9 protein-coding genes are annotated in these 14,659 nt (G+C 70.3%); 6 read left to right on the top strand and 3 right to left on the bottom strand.

All coding sequences use genetic code 11. From position 1 onward, the window contains the following. Window positions 1-25 precede the first annotated feature (25 nt). From QFZ26_RS01135 to mutM, 5 genes are read left to right on the top strand one after another with little or no spacing between them, the layout of a single operon-like run. Window positions 26-1,378 carry an extracellular solute-binding protein gene (locus QFZ26_RS01135; protein WP_307038651.1) on the top strand — a complete coding sequence of 451 codons (1,353 nt, stop codon included), beginning with the start codon at window positions 26-28 and terminating at the stop codon, window positions 1,376-1,378. Window positions 1,379-1,381: 3 nt separating this feature from the next. Then, a complete protein-coding gene (locus QFZ26_RS01130) occupies window positions 1,382-2,329 on the top strand; it encodes a carbohydrate ABC transporter permease (RefSeq protein ID WP_307038650.1) in 948 nt (315 codons plus the stop codon). A gap of 8 nt (window positions 2,330-2,337) precedes the next feature. After that, on the top strand, window positions 2,338-3,168 hold the full coding sequence (locus tag QFZ26_RS01125; RefSeq protein ID WP_373460665.1) for a carbohydrate ABC transporter permease: 831 nt from the start codon (window positions 2,338-2,340) through the stop codon (window positions 3,166-3,168). 32 nt (window positions 3,169-3,200) lie between these two features. Next, a complete protein-coding gene (locus QFZ26_RS01120; protein WP_307038648.1) occupies window positions 3,201-6,242 on the top strand; it encodes an alpha-mannosidase in 3,042 nt (1,013 codons plus the stop codon). Between the two features lie 35 nt (window positions 6,243-6,277). Next, window positions 6,278-7,219 carry a bifunctional DNA-formamidopyrimidine glycosylase/DNA-(apurinic or apyrimidinic site) lyase gene (mutM, locus tag QFZ26_RS01115; protein ID WP_307038647.1) on the top strand — a complete coding sequence of 314 codons (942 nt, stop codon included), beginning with the start codon at window positions 6,278-6,280 and terminating at the stop codon, window positions 7,217-7,219. Here mutM and QFZ26_RS01110 read toward each other — a convergent pair. After that, window positions 7,137-8,261 carry a GNAT family N-acetyltransferase gene (locus tag QFZ26_RS01110; protein WP_307038646.1) on the bottom strand — a complete coding sequence of 375 codons (1,125 nt, stop codon included), beginning with the start codon at window positions 8,259-8,261 and terminating at the stop codon, window positions 7,137-7,139. The genes mutM and QFZ26_RS01110 overlap by 83 nt on opposite strands. A gap of 163 nt (window positions 8,262-8,424) precedes the next feature. Between QFZ26_RS01110 and smc the strand changes: the two genes are divergently transcribed. Further along, window positions 8,425-11,952 carry a chromosome segregation protein SMC gene (smc, locus tag QFZ26_RS01105; RefSeq protein ID WP_307038645.1) on the top strand — a complete coding sequence of 1,176 codons (3,528 nt, stop codon included), beginning with the start codon at window positions 8,425-8,427 and terminating at the stop codon, window positions 11,950-11,952. Window positions 11,953-12,009: 57 nt separating this feature from the next. On the opposite strand, the gene QFZ26_RS01100 is transcribed toward smc, so the two are convergent. Together QFZ26_RS01100 and QFZ26_RS01095 are read right to left on the bottom strand one after the other, a co-directional pair. Next, the gene (locus QFZ26_RS01100) at window positions 12,010-13,674 is read right to left on the bottom strand and encodes an alpha-amylase family protein (RefSeq protein WP_307038644.1); all 1,665 of its coding nucleotides are present in this window, start codon (window positions 13,672-13,674) and stop codon (window positions 12,010-12,012) included. Continuing rightward, on the bottom strand, window positions 13,671-14,639 hold the full coding sequence (locus QFZ26_RS01095; RefSeq protein ID WP_307038643.1) for a TIGR03885 family FMN-dependent LLM class oxidoreductase: 969 nt from the start codon (window positions 14,637-14,639) through the stop codon (window positions 13,671-13,673). The genes QFZ26_RS01100 and QFZ26_RS01095 overlap by 4 nt, the downstream gene beginning before the upstream one ends. Window positions 14,640-14,659 lie beyond the last annotated feature (20 nt).

Genomic DNA, 14,659 nt, shown 5'->3' with positions numbered 1-14,659 from the left:
CCAACGCACACCACAAGGAGATTTGATGAAGCACACACTCACGGCGGCGACGGCACTCGCCGCAGCAGGGCTGCTGGCCCTGTCGGGATGCACGGCCGACGGCGGCGAGTCATCCGACACCATCAGGGTCGCCTACCAGAAGTTCGGCACCTTCACCCAGCTCGACGATCACATGAAGCAGGTGAAGGCGGCGTTCGAGGCCGAACACGAGGGGCTCACCGTCGAGCTGGTGCCGATCGAGGCGCAGCAGAACGACTACTTCACGAAGCTCGCGCTCATGAACCAGTCGGCGTCCACCGCCCCTGACGTGATGTACGAGGACACCTTCATGGTCGAGTCCGACGCCGACGCGGGATATCTCGCGCCGCTCGACGAGTACACCGAGTCGTGGGACGACTGGGACGCGTTCTACGACAACGCGAAGAGTGCCGGGCTCGGCGGAGATGGCAAGACGTACGGCATCCCGATGGGCACGGACACTCGCGCCCTCTGGTACAACACCGCCGTGTTCGAGCAGGCGGGCGTGCCCGTGCCGTGGGAGCCCAAGACGTGGCAGGACGTGCTCGACACGGCCGCGAAGGTGAAGGCCGAGCTGCCGGACGTCGTTCCGCTCAACGTCTATTCGGGGAAGGCGCAGGGTGAGGCTGCGGCCATGCAGGGCTTCGAGATGCTGCTCTACGGCACCGGCGACACGCTGTACGACACCGAGGAGAAGAAGTGGGTGACCGGATCGCAGGGCTTCGAGGACTCCCTGACGTTCATCCAGGACCTCTACCAGGGTGGTCTCGGCCCGACCCCTGAGCAGGCGCTCGACAAGAACGTCGGGAACCTCGTCTCCAGCGAGTGGTTCCCGCAGGGCAAGCTCGCCATCGGACTCGACGGCTCGTGGCTGAGCGGCACGTGGCTCGAGACGGGCACCGCACCGTGGCCGGAGTGGAGCGAGGTCATGGCCCAGGCGCCGATGCCGACCCAGAACGGCGACGAGCCGGGCGCGACGAGCATGTCTGGCGGCTGGACGCTTGCCATGGGGTCGAAGTCGACGAACAAGGACGCGGCCTGGGACTTCATCGCGTTGGCGCTCGACAAGGACAACTCGCAGGCGTACGACATCGCCGCAAGCCAGATCGCGGTACGCAGTGACGTCTCCGAGGATCCCGACTACCAGGCGGCGAACCCGACCTTCGGGTTCTTCTCCGAGATCGTCTCGGTCACGAACTTCCGGCCCGCGACGAGTGACTACGGCCAGATCTCGAGCGAGATCACGATCGCGATGGAGGCGGTCATGACGGGCCAGCAGAGCCCGGCTGAGGCCGCCGCCGCGTACGACGAGGCCGTCGTCAGGATCGTGGGCGAAGAGAACACGACGAGCTCGAAGTAGCCGATGTCCACGCTCGTACAGGTACGACCGGACGCCGCGCCGGGCCGGGGAGTCGATCCCCGGCCCGGCCGGCCGAAGGCCGGCGCCCGTCGATCGCTCGTGCGCAGCATCCCGCTGCTGCCCGCCATCGTGCTGCTCGTGATCTTCCTGCTCGGCCCGGTGATCAGCTCGTTCTACGGGTCGTTCACCGACGCATCGCTCACCGGATCCGCCGCACAGGGAGCGTCGTTCGTCGGCTTCCGGAACTATGCCGAGCTCTTCGCCGACCCGGACTTCCCGAAGTCGGTGATGCTCACGCTGGTCTTCCTGGTAGCCTCCGCCATCGTCGGCCAGAACGTGATCGGCCTCGGCCTCGCCATCCTGATGCGCTCCTCCAGCCCGTTCGCCCGTGGAATGGTCGGCACGTTCGTCGTGACCGCGTGGGTGCTCCCCGAGATCGTCGCGTCGTTCGCGGCGTACGCGTTCTTCAACGACACCGGCACGCTGAACACGATGCTCGGCTTCCTCGGGCTCGAGGGGACGAACTGGCTCTATGCGACCCCGATGCTCGCGGTGATCCTCGCGAACATCTGGCGCGGGACCGCGTTCTCGATGCTCGTGTACTCGGCCGCGCTGCAGGACGTGCCGCCCGAGATCACCGAGTCGGCCGAGGTCGACGGTGCGCGCGGCTGGCAGCGGCTGATGTTCATCACGATCCCGATGATCAGGCGCAGCATCTCGACCAACCTGATGCTCACGACGCTGCAGACACTGTCGGTGTTCACCCTCATCTTCGTCATGACCGGGGGTGGGCCGGGAACCGACAGCTCGACACTGCCGGTGCTCGCGTACCAAGAGGCGTTCCAGTTCGGCAAGCTCGGATTCGGCACGGCGATCGCCACCATCCTGCTGCTCGTGGGCGCGTTCTTCTCGGTCGTGTACCTTCGCGCCCTCAAGCCGGAGGTGGACTGACCATGGGCATGACCTCACCCAGCCGGCGGAGCCTCCGGGCCGTGTCGAACGGCGTGCTGCTGCTGGTCGGCGTTGCGTTCGGCCTGCCCCTCGTCTGGCTGGTCCTGGCTTCCGTCGACGAACGCGCGACCCTGTCGATCAAGCTCCCCGACGCGGTCTCCCTCCAGAACTTCGTCGACGTCATGACGCCCGAGAAGGCATTCATCCCACTGCTGAACAGCCTGATCCTCTCGGCCGGATGCGCCATCATCACCGTCATCGTCGCGGTGCTGGCGGCGTACCCGCTGTCGCGATACCGCATGCGCATCAACAAGCCGTTCCTCTACGGCGTGCTCTTCGGCACCTGCCTGCCGATCACGGCGATGATGGTGCCGGTCTACAGCCTGTTCGTCGCGTTCAACCTCATCGACTCGATGGCGGGCACCATTCTCTTCCTCGCCGCGACCAGCCTGCCGATGGCGATCTACATGACGAAGAGCTTCATGGACAGCGTCCCCGTCACGCTCGAGGAAGCCGCGTGGATGGACGGGGCATCCATGATGGCGACGCTCACCCGCATCGTCGTGCCGCTGATGCGGCCCGGCCTCGCCGTGGTGTTCATCTTCGTGTTCATCGGCGCGTGGGGGAACTTCTTCGTGCCCTTCGTGCTGCTGCTCTCGCCCGACAAGCTGCCCGCCGCCGTCAGCATCTTCGCGTTCTTCGGCCAGTACGGCTCCGTCGCCTACGGCCAGCTGGCCGCGTTCAGCCTGCTCTACTCCGTTCCCGTGATCACCCTCTATGTGCTCGTCTCGCGAGTCCTCGGCGGCCCGTCCGCGCTCGCCGGAGCCGTCAAGGGCTGAGACCTGCCCACCACCCAATAGGAGCAATCCACATGCACGACAATTCCGCCCTGGTCCGCGCTCGGATCGACCGCTTCGTGGAGGAGCGCGTGAAGCCGGCGCTCTACCGGGCCGCCACGCCACTGGCACTCGCCGCCTGGGAGGTACCCGACGAGCCGGTGCCGTTCGCCGAAGCCGTGGCGCAGCGATTCGAGCCGTTCGCGGTCGGATCCGCGTGGGGCAAGCCGTGGGGCACGACCTGGTTCCACGTCACAGGGTCGGTTCCGGCGGAATGGGAGGGTCTCGACGGGGAGGTGGAGCTCGTCGTCGACCTCGGGTTCCTCTCGGGCCAGGCGGGCTTCCAGGCGGAGGGACTCGTGTTCGACCCGTCGGGGCGCATCCTGAAGGCCATCGAGCCGTTCAACAACCACGTCCCCCTCGACGTCGGCCCGGGCGGTCGCATCGACCTCTACATCGAGGCCGCCTCGAATCCGGATGTCGGCAGCGACTGGAGCTTCCGGCCGACACCCGTCGGCGACAAGGCGACGGCGGGGACCGACCCGATCTACCGGCTCCGGAAAGTGGACGTGGCACTGCGCGACACGCAGGTGTGGGAACTGCAGATGGACATCTGGACGCTCACGGGCCTGATGGGCGAACTCGGCAGCGAGCTGCCGCGGACCGCCGACCTCCTGCGCGCCCTCGAGTCGGTCGTCGACGGAATGGACCCCGACGATGTCGGCGGCACCGCCCCTCTCGGCCGGTCGATCCTCGCTCCGGTGCTGGCGCGACCCGCGTACGCGAGCGCGCACCGCGTCATCGCCGTGGGGCATGCCCACATCGACTCGGCGTGGCTGTGGCCGCTCCGGGAGACCATCCGGAAGTGCGCCCGCACCTTCTCCAACGTGCTCGACCTCATGGAGCGCGATCCCGGCTTCGTCTTCGCCGCCTCGTCAGCCCAGCAGTACGCCTGGATGAAGGAGCACTACCCCGACCTGTTCGAGCGGATCCGAGCGCGCGCCGCCGAAGGACGATTCGTGCCGGTCGGGGGCATGTGGGTCGAGTCCGACACGAACATGCCGGGCGGCGAGGCGCTCGTCAGGCAGCTCGTCGCCGGCAAGGAGTTCTTCATGCGGGAGTTCGGCATCGAGCCGCTCGAGGTCTGGCTCCCCGACTCGTTCGGATACTCCGCCGCCTTTCCGCAGATCGCGGTGGCGGCCGGTTCGCGGTACTTCCTCACCCAGAAGACGAGCTGGAACGAGACCAACACGATGCCGCACCACACCTTCTCCTGGGAGGGGATCGACGGGTCGCGCATCTTCACGCACTTCCCGCCCGTCGACACGTACAACTCGGTGCTGTCGGGCGAGGAGCTGGCGCGAGCACAGCGCCAGTACGCCGAGAAGGGCGCGTCGAACGTGTCGCTCGTCCCGTTCGGATTCGGCGACGGCGGCGGCGGCCCGACGCGCGAGATGCTGGCGGCGGCATCCCGCACCGCATCGCTCGAGGGCTCGCCGACTGTGACGATCGCTTCGCCCCTCGCGTTCTTCGAGGAGGCCGAACGGGACTACCCGAATCCGCCGGTCTGGTCGGGGGAGCTCTACCTCGAGTTCCACCGCGGCACCTACACTTCGCAGGCCAGGACGAAGGCGGGCAACCGGCGGAGCGAGCACCTGCTGCGAGAAGCCGAGCTCTGGGCCGCGACCGCGACCGTGCGAACGGGTGCCGAGTACCCGCACGCGCGCCTCGCCGAGCTCTGGCAGTCGGTGTTGCTGTTGCAGTTCCACGACATCCTGCCGGGCACCTCGATCGCCTGGGTGCACCGTTCGGCGGAGGAGAAGTACGGGCAGATCGCGGCTGAGCTCGAGGACATCATCGCCGATGCGATCGCGGCGCTCGGCGCCGGCGCCGACGCCCACGGGGGAGACGGAGCGGCAGTCGCGTTCAATGCCTCGCCGTTCCCGGTGTCGGGGGTGGCCGCGATGTCGGCCGGGCCCGTCGACACGGCGCCGACCGTGCGGGCGGAGCGTGACGGCGACGGCTTCGTGCTCGAGAACGACCGGCTCCGGGTCTCGATCGACGCGCACGGCCTCATCACGTCGCTGGTCGAGGTGACGACCGGCCGTGATGCGGTGCCGGCGGGGCAACCGGGCAACCTCCTCCAGCTGTTCCGGGACACCCCGACGCAGTGGGACGCCTGGGACATCGATCAGCACTACCAGCGCTCCGGGACCGACCTGCGAGACGCCGAGTCGGTGCAACTGGTGACGGATGCCCCTGGGCGTGCGTCGGTGCGCGTCGAACGCCGGTTCGGCGACTCGGCGGTGTCGCAGCTGATCACGCTCGCGGGCGACGCGGCGGCGCTCGAGATCGAGACGACCGTCGACTGGCACGAGAAGCAGAAGCTGCTCAAGCTCGCGTTCCCGCTCGACGTGCACGCCGACCGAGCCGCGTCGGAGGTGCAGTTCGGTCACGTCCACCGGCCGACCCATGTGAACACGTCATGGGACGCCGCCCGGTTCGAGACCTGCGCGCACCGGTGGGTGCACGTCGCCGAGCCCGGGTTCGGCGTGACCGTCGCGAACGACTCGACCTACGGCCACGACATCACGCGGACGAGCGGGCCGGCGGGCGGGACGACGACACTCGTTCGCCAGTCCCTCCTGCGCGCCCCGCTCTTCCCCGATCCCGTCAGCGATCAGGGTCGCCACCGGCTGCGCACGTCGATCGCGATCGGCACGGATGTGCTCGACGCCGCGCAGGAGGGCTATCGGTTGAACCTTCCCCTCCGCTCCGTCGATGCCGCGAGCATCGTGGCGCCGCTCGTTCGGAGCGACTCGCCGAGCATCGTGGTGGAGTCGGTGAAGCTCGCCGACGACCGCTCGGGCGACCTCGTCGTGCGCCTCTACGAGGCGCGCGGCGCGCGAGCGTCGGGCACGGTGAGCGTCGACTGCCGGGTCTCGGGCATCGTCGAGACCGACCTGCTCGAGCGCCCGGCCCGTGACCCGGCGTCCCTCGTCGAAGCGCAGGGCGGGACCGCCGAGCTTCGCCTTCGACCGTTCCAGCTGGTCACGCTGCGCTTCTCGCGCCGCTGAGCCTCGGTGGGAGCGGGTCGCAGTACGCTCGAGGAATGCCCGAGCTGCCCGAGGTGGAGGTCGTTCGCGCCGGACTCGCGCCCGCGGTGACCGGCGCCACGGTGTCGTCGGTCGAGGTGCTCGACGCACGCGCGCTGACGCGGCACGATGCGGCATCCGGTGATTTCGAATCGCTCGTCACCGGTGCCCGCATCGAGGCGGCCGTGCGGCGCGGCAAGTTCCTCTGGCTCCCGATCGCGAGCGGTCGGGCGATCGTCGGCCACCTCGGCATGAGCGGCCAGCTCCTGCTGCGCACCCCCGATCACCCCGGCGACGACCGCCATCCGCGGGTACGGATGCACCTCGAGCACCCCGAGCACGGCGAGTACCGCGTCGACTTCCTCGACCAGCGCACCTTCGGGTCGCTCGCGGTCGACCGGCTGGTGCCCACGGCCGACGGTGCGGTCGCCGGCTACTCGGGCGACGTCACGGGGGAGTGGGCGCGATCGATCCCCGCGCAGGTCGCGCACATCGCTCGTGATCCGCTCGACCCCGCGTTCTCCGATGACGCGTTCGTCGCCGCGCTCGCGCGACGTGCGTCAGGGGTGAAGCGCGTGCTGCTCGATCAGGGCGTCGTGAGCGGCGTGGGCAACATCTACGCCGACGAGGCGCTCTGGGCGTCTCGACTCCACCCCGAGCAGCCCGCCGCCGCACTGGCTCCCCGGCGGTCGCGCGAACTCCTCGGCGCCGTGCGCGATGTGCTCGGCCGTGCGCTCGCCGAGGGCGGCACGAGCTTCGACGCCCAGTACGTGAACGTCAACGGGGCATCCGGGTACTTCGAGCATTCACTGAACGCCTACGGGCGCGCCGGCCTGCCCTGCAGCCGGTGCGGCACGCCGATCGTTCGGGAGCCCTTCATGAACCGCTCGTCGCACCGGTGCCCGCGCTGCCAGCGTCTCCGTCGCGCTGCCATTCGGCAGACATCCCCCGGAGCGTGAAGCCGAGGGCGATGTTGATCGCGAGCATGTGCTCGTTCTCGTCGGCGTTCCAGGTGAAGACGTCGGTGTGGTCTGGGGCGGTCTCGCCGAGGCGCACGAGGTTGCCGAGCTTCAGCAGCATGCCGAGGCCGTGGCCGCGGTGCGGGCCCAGCACGATCGTGTCCCACTGGAACGCGGAGGCGGAGTTCGACGGCAGCGACAACTCGGTGTAGCCGGCGACCGATCCGTCGGGCGCGATCGCGGCCTGGACGAGGGTGGTGCGCTCGCCGTCGACCGCGCGGAGCTCGCCGGCGCGCACGCGAGCGGCATCCCAGACCTCCTCGTCGACGGTGAGGCCGCCGGCCGGGACATCCGTCGCCATGGAGGCGTGCGCCACGGCGAGTGAATCGAGCAGCTCGTCGGGCGCGTGGTCGGTCCAGCCGGTCAGGCGGTACCCCGCAGCGGCGGCGCCCCGTCCGGCGAGCCGTTCGGCCAGCAGCGCCCGGAACTCGTCGAGCCGACCGGTCACCGCCAGGCCGCTGACGCGTTCGAGCTGCGCCAGGCGGTAGCCGTGACGGGTGGCGAAGGATGCCCCGAGCGCCGCGGTCGGCATCGAACCCGTGCCATCGGGGGCCTCGAGCCGCGGCCCGGGCAGCTCGAGGCTCGAGAGCGGGATGTCGGAGTAGCCCGTGAACACCTCGCGGCCGGCGTCACGCGCGTGTCGCTCGGCGCGGCGGAGGAGTTCGCTGCCGAGGCCCCGGCCACGCGCATCGGGCACGACGCCGACCGTGATCTCCGCCGTTCGGGCCCCGTCGCCCTGCTCCCACAGCACGTCGGCGCGACCGATGCAGCGTTCGCCCTCCCACGCGGCCAACGCCTGCCGGCCCGTGTACCGGTCGTCGCGGAACATCGGCAGGAGCTGTGCGGCGTCGTACGCGAAGCGGCGATGCCCCCACACCGACTCCTCGACGACGGCCGTGGTCTCGGTGTACGCCTCGAAGTCGGCGGACTCCGGAGTGCCGAGTCGCTCGGGAACGGTCACCGGGCGGATGTCGAATTGCACGTGGGCACCTCCTCGCCACCCAGGGCGGGCAGCCGCCCAGACTATCGGTGGTGCCCCGACGGGACAAGGGCGGATCGGCCGCAGGGCGGCGCGCGTGCACGGGAGTGCGCCGAACCTCGGATACCGTAGTCCGCAGCGTTCTCGCGACCAGGAGAGGTGGGACGTGTACCTGAAGAGCCTGACGCTCAAGGGCTTCAAGTCCTTCGCGCAGCCGACGACGTTCGCGTTCGAACCGGGCGTCACCTGCATCGTCGGCCCGAACGGCTCGGGCAAGTCGAACGTCGTCGACGCACTCGCCTGGGTGATGGGCGAGCAGGGTGCGAAGACGCTCCGCGGCGGCAAGATGGAGGACGTCATCTTCGCCGGCACCTCGACGCGCGGCCCGCTCGGTCGGGCGGAGGTGAGCCTCACGATCGACAACTCCGACGGCGCGCTGCCGATCGAGTACAGCGAGGTGACGATCTCTCGCACGCTCTTCCGCAACGGCGCGAGCGAGTACGCCATCAACGGCGAGACGTGCCGGCTCCTCGACGTGCAGGAGCTGCTCAGTGATTCGGGACTCGGCCGCGAGATGCACGTCATCGTCGGGCAGGGCCAGCTCGACCAGGTGCTGCGGGCCACGCCCGAAGACCGTCGCGGCTTCATCGAGGAAGCAGCCGGCATCCTGAAGCATCGACGCCGCAAGGAGAAGACGCTCCGCAAGCTCGACGCGATGCAGGCGAACCTCACGCGGCTCTCCGACCTCGCCGGTGAGATCCGCCGCCAGCTCAAGCCGCTCGGCCGCCAGGCGGAGGTCGCACGAGAGGCCGCGACCATCGCCGCCGTCGTACGCGACGCCCGTGCCCGCCTGCTCGCCGACGAGGTCGTCGGCCTCCGCCGCGCACTCGAGGCGCACGGCCGCACCGAGCACGAGCGGCACGCCGAACGACTCGTGCTCCAAGACGAGCTCGAACAGCACCAGGCGAAGGTGGCGCGACTCGAGCAGGCCCATCTCGGCGACGACGTCGACCGCGCCCGGTCGACGAGCTTCGCCCTCGAGCAGGCGCAGTCGAGCCTGCGTTCCCTCGACTCGCTTGCACGTCAGCGGCTCGCGCTGCTGGGCACCTCCTCCGAGCAGGCGGATGCCGCGCCGAGCGTCACTCGCGCCATGATCGACGACGCCGTGGCCGAGCTCGGCGACCTCCGCTCCGGCGTCGACGCCGCCGCGGCAGCGCTCGACGGCGCGCACGAGGCGACGGTCATCGCCCGTGCCGAGCTCGACACGGTCGATGAGGGCATCGCCCGCCAGAGCGCCCTCGTCGCCGCCTTCGACCTCGAGATCTCCAAGCTCGCCGGTCGGGCCGACACCGCCGCCTCGAAGCTCGCCGCGGTGCGCGGCGAGGTGCTGCGGCACGCCAACGCGCTCGAGGCATCCGCCGATCGCCGTGCGAAGGCGGCCGCCGCCCTCGCCGAGGCCGAGGCCGACGCCGACACCGGTGACACGGCCGAGACCGACCTCGACGAGGCCTACGAGCTCGCGCAGGCCGCGGTGTTCGAGGCCGAGGCCGAGATCGAGCGCATCCGCGAAGAACTGCACGGCAAGGAGCGCGAACAGGGCGCGCTCGCGGCCCGTACGGAGGCGCTCTCGCTCGCCCTCGACCAGAAGGACGGCTCATCGGCCCTCGTCGCCGCGGGTGTCCCGGGCGTGCGCGGCCTCCTAGCGGAGGCGCTCCAGGTCGAGCCCGGCTACGAGCCGGCGATCGCCGCGGCGCTCGGCTCGCTGAGCGACGCGGTGCTCGTCGACGACCGTGCCGCGGCGTACCGCGCGCTCGAACGGGCGGAATCCGGCGAACTCGGCCGGGTGGCGCTCACGCTCGCCGACGCCGGCCGGGCGACGACGGGCGCAACCGCGATCGACGGACTCGTCGCGGCATCCGACGTCGTCACCGCCCCGCCGGGCGTGCTCGGCCTTCTCTCCGAAGTGCTGATCGCCGACGACCTCCCGGCGGCGCGTGCCGCCGAGCCCGGGCTCGCGAAGCTCGCCGCTCCCGTCACCGTCATCACGAAGGACGGCACGGTCATCGGACGCTTCGTGCTGCGCGGCGGATCCGGGCGGCAGCAGAGCCGCATCGAGCTGATCGCCCAGCGCGACCGTGCCGCCGCGCGACTCGACGAGGTCCGCGGCGAGATCGAGCGGAGCCGGTTCGCGCTCACCGAGCAGCGCCGGATCGTGGAGCAGTCGAAGGAGCAGGCCAAGCGTGCACTCGCCGCCCTTCGCGAGTTCGACGCCCAGCTCGCGCAGCGCACCGAGCGGCTGAACCGCGCGCGAGTGCAGGCCGAGGCCGCCGACGCCGACTCCGAACGCCTCCGGCAGGCCGCGGCGAACGCCGAGCATCGCGTCGCCGAGGCGGAGGCCGCGACCGCCGAGGCGAAGGCGGCACTCGAGGCCGCCCGCGCGACTCCGCGCCCGGTGCTCGAGACCGGGGTTCGCGACGCGGCGCTCGCCGCGCTCGAGGCCGCCCGCGAGGCGGAGGTCGAGTCGAAGCTGCGACTCGAGACGGCAAAGGAGCGGGTTCGCGCCGAAGAGGCGCGCATTCGGGCGATGGAGTCGCAGTTCGAGGCCGAGCGACGGGCGGCGGCCGAAGCGGCACGGCGCGCGGTCATCCGCCGTGCCCAGCTCGAGGCCGCGACACGCGTGGCCGAGGCAGTGCCCGCCGCACTCGACTCCGTCGACCGGTCGGTCGCCGAGGCCAGGGTCGCCCTCGGCCGCGCTGAGGCCGACCGGGCGAGCCGCAACGAGGAGCTGCAGGCCGTTCGACGCGACGAGGCGTCGGTGCGCGAGCGGCTCCACGCCGTGACCGAAGACGTGCACGGACTCGAGCTGCGCATCTACGAGAAGAAGCTCCACGTGGGCGGCCTCGTGGAGCGCGCCGAGTCGGAGCTCGGCCTCACCGAGGAGGTGCTCGTCGCCGAGTACGGTCCCGACCAGGAGATCCCGGCCGAGGAGCACGGCGGCGAGTCGCGCCCGTTCCGCCGCGATGAGCAGCAGCGCCGGCTCCAGGGGGCCGAGCGCAAGCTCGCCCAGCTGGGCCGGGTGAACCCGCTCGCGCTCGAGGAGTTCGCGGCGCTCGAGCAGCGCCACCAGTTCCTCACCGAGCAGCTCACCGACCTCGCGAACACCCGCAAGGACCTGCTCACGATCATCGAGGAGATCGACGGGCGCATGGAGTCGATCTTCCGCAGCGCCTTCGAGGACACGCGGGAGGCGTTCAGCCAGGTGTTCCCGGTGCTCTTCCCGGGCGGCGCGGGCAGCATCTCGCTCACCGATCCCGAGAGCATGCTCACGACCGGCATCGAGGTGAGCGTGAAGCCGGCCGGCAAGAAGATCGAGCGCCTCTCCCTGCTCTCGGGCGGTGAGCGCTCGCTCGCAGCGGTGGCACTGCTCATCGCGATCTTCAAGGCCCGGCCGAGCCCGTTCTACATCATGGACGAGGTCGAGGCCGCCCTCGACGACGCCAACCTCGGCCGCCTGCTCTCGACCCTCGAAGACCTCCGCGAGTCGAGCCAGCTGATCGTGATCACCCACCAGAAGCGCACGATGGAGATCGCCGACGCCCTCTACGGCGTCTCGATGCGCCAGGACGGCGTCTCCGCCGTCGTCGGGCAGCGGGTTCGCGAGGAGCGCGAGGAGCGCGAGGCGAAGGCGAGCTGAGCGGATGCCCCGACGGTGGCACGCGTCGCCGAGGCATCCGTCATCGACGCCGTCGGTTCAGGTGAGCCGTCGGTCGTCGGGCTCGACGATGCGGAACCAGCGGTAGCCGAAGGCGTCGAGGTGCACGTCGATGCGTCCCCGCTCGTCGAGGTCGAACGTGTCGACCGTGAACAGGTCGGAGAGCACCGAGTCGGGTGCCACCGGCCCGAGCTCGAGGTCGACGACCGTCGGGGTGGGCGCGAAGTTGTGCACGGCGACGAACCGGCCCACGTCGGCGGTGATGCGGTGGGCGAGCACGGCGTCCTGTCCGCTCTCGAGCACGTCGAGGCGGCCCCACCCGATCTCGGGTGAGCTCCGGTACCGCACCGCGAAGCTCCGGATCACGTTGAGCAGCGACTCGGGGTCGTGCATCTGCGCCTCGACGTTGACGTGCTCGGGCGCGGAGCCGTCGCTCGGCGGCGCGGCGGTGAGCTTCCGCGGTGCGGCCCTCGAGAAGCCGCCGTTCGCCTCTCCGGTCCACTGCATCGGCGTGCGCACCGTGAGGCGGCCGCCCTCTTCGCGGTTCTCGCCCATGCCGATCTCCTCACCGTAGAAGAGCACGGGGGTTCCCGGGAGCGAGAAGAGCAGGCTGTAGACCATCTTGATCCGCCGCGGGTCGCCGTCGAGCATCGTCGGCAGCCGGCGGGCGATGCCGCGCCCGTAGACGCGCATCCACTCCTCGGGCGCGAAGGCATCGAACACCTCCTGGCGTTCGCTGTCGCTGAGCTTGTCGAGGGTGAGCTCGTCGTGGTTGCGCACGAAGTTCGCCCATTGCGCCTCGGGTTCGATCTCGGGCCGCTTCGCGAGCGACGCCGCGAGCGGCCTCGCGTCCTCGCGAGCGAGCGAGAGGTAGAGCGCCTGCATGCTGAGGAAGTCGAACTGCATCGTCAGCTCGGGCTGGGCCCCCGCGGGACCGAAGAATCCGAGCTGCTGGTCGAATGGGAGGTTCACCTCGCCCAGGAGCACAGCCTCGCTCGAGCGGCGCTGCAGGAAGCGGCGGATGTCGCGGAGGAACTCGTGCGGGTCGCCGATATCGACGCCCTCGGGCGGCTCGATGAGGAACGGCACCGCGTCGACCCGGAACCCCGAGATGCCGAGCTCCAGCCAGTACCCGATCGTCTTCGCGATCTCGTCGCGCACTGCCGGGTTCGCGATGTTCAGGTCGGGCTGGTGTCGGTAGAAGCTGTGCAGGTAGTACTGCCCGGTGCGCTCGTCGAGCTCCCAGACGCTGTCCTCCTCACCGGGGAAGACGGTCTGCGCCTGCTTCTTCGGCGGCTCGTCGCGCCACACGTAGTAGTCGCGGTACGGCGCCGTGCGGCTCCGGCGGGCCGACTTGAACCACGGATGCTTGTCCGAGGTGTGGTTCATGACGAAGTCGATGATCACGCGCATGCCACGGTCGCGCGCGGTGCGGGTGAGCTCCGCCACGTCGCCGAGAGTCCCGAGGCGGGGGTCGACGCCCGTGAAGTCGGTGATGTCGTACCCGTCGTCGCGGTCGGGGGTGGGCTGGAACGGCATGAGCCAGATGCACGTCACGCCGAGCTCGGCGAGGTGGTCGAGCCGGTGCGCGAGTCCCTCGAAGTCGCCGAACCCGTCGTCGTTCCAGTCCATGTAGGTCTCGACGTCGAGGCAGTACACGACGGCGGTCTTCCACCACAGGTCGCTGCGATCGGTGATCTTCATCGGCCGGCCTCCTTCAATTCGGGCAGCACATGCTCGCCGAACGTGTCGATGAACGCGGTCTGCTCGGTTCCGACGTGGTGCAGGTAGATGCGATCGATCCCCAGCGCGGCAATGCCGGCGAGGTGCTCGAGGTGCCGTGCCGGGTCGGCGGAGCACAGCAGGGTCTCGGCCACCTGCTCGGGCGTGACCTCGGCGGTGCGTTCGTCGAAGTCCTGGGGGCGGTCGAGCTCCCACGCGAGGTGCGCGGGCACGAGGCTCTGGCGCCATTGGTCGTGGGCGATCGCGATCGCCTCCTCGTCGGTCGGCGCCCAGCTCAGGTGCACCTGCACGGCGATCGGTCCGCGTCCGCCGGCATCGCGGTAGGCGCCCATGAACTCGCGGAGCGCGTCGGTCGGCTGGTCGACCGTGATCACCCCGTCGGCCCATGCCGCGACCTCGCGCGCCGTCTCGGTGCTCACGGCGGCCGCGAAGAGTGGTGGCGGCACCTCCGGCAGACTCCAGACGCGCGCCCGGTCGACTCGGACCAGGCCATCGGCCGAGACCTCCTCGCCGGCGAGCAGCCGGCGGATCACGTCGACGGTCTCGGCGAGCCGTGCGTCGCGTTCGTCCTTCTCGGGCCACGGGTCTCCGGTGACGTGCTCGTTGATGGCCTCACCGCTGCCGATGGCGGCCCAGAACCGCCCGGGGTACATCTCGGCGAGGGTCGCCAGCTTCTGCGCCGCGACCGCCGGGTGATACCGCTGCCCGGGTGCCGTGACGACGCCGAGCGAGAATCGCGTGGCCTCGAGGGCGGCGCCGAGCCAGCTCCACGCGTAGCCGGAGTGGCCCTGCCGCGCGCTCCACGGCTCGAGATGATCGCTGCACATCGCGGCGTCGAAGCCGGCCTGCTCGGCGTCCTTCACGGCGGCGAGCAGGCGACTCGGGGGGAGTTGTTCGTGCGAGGCATGGAATCCCACGATCGTCATACCGGTCCTTCCGTCGTACC

Source organism: Agromyces ramosus, assembly GCF_030817175.1.
Classification (GTDB): Bacteria; Actinomycetota; Actinomycetes; order Actinomycetales; family Microbacteriaceae; genus Agromyces; species Agromyces ramosus_A.
The sequence above is the reverse complement of the archived record's forward strand: the minus strand, read 5'-3'. Positions and strand labels throughout refer to the sequence as shown.

Coding starts and splice junctions, on each gene's coding strand:
- QFZ26_RS01135 (WP_307038651.1), top strand. CDS start 26: ATGAAGCACACACTCACGGCGGCGACGGCACTCGCCGCAGCAGGGCTG.
- mutM (WP_307038647.1), top strand. CDS start 6,278: ATGCCCGAGCTGCCCGAGGTGGAGGTCGTTCGCGCCGGACTCGCGCCC.
- QFZ26_RS01120 (WP_307038648.1), top strand. CDS start 3,201: ATGCACGACAATTCCGCCCTGGTCCGCGCTCGGATCGACCGCTTCGTG.
- QFZ26_RS01130 (WP_307038650.1), top strand. CDS start 1,382: ATGTCCACGCTCGTACAGGTACGACCGGACGCCGCGCCGGGCCGGGGA.
- QFZ26_RS01100 (WP_307038644.1), bottom strand. CDS start 13,674: ATGAAGATCACCGATCGCAGCGACCTGTGGTGGAAGACCGCCGTCGTG.
- QFZ26_RS01095 (WP_307038643.1), bottom strand. CDS start 14,639: ATGACGATCGTGGGATTCCATGCCTCGCACGAACAACTCCCCCCGAGT.
- QFZ26_RS01125 (WP_373460665.1), top strand. CDS start 2,338: ATGACCTCACCCAGCCGGCGGAGCCTCCGGGCCGTGTCGAACGGCGTG.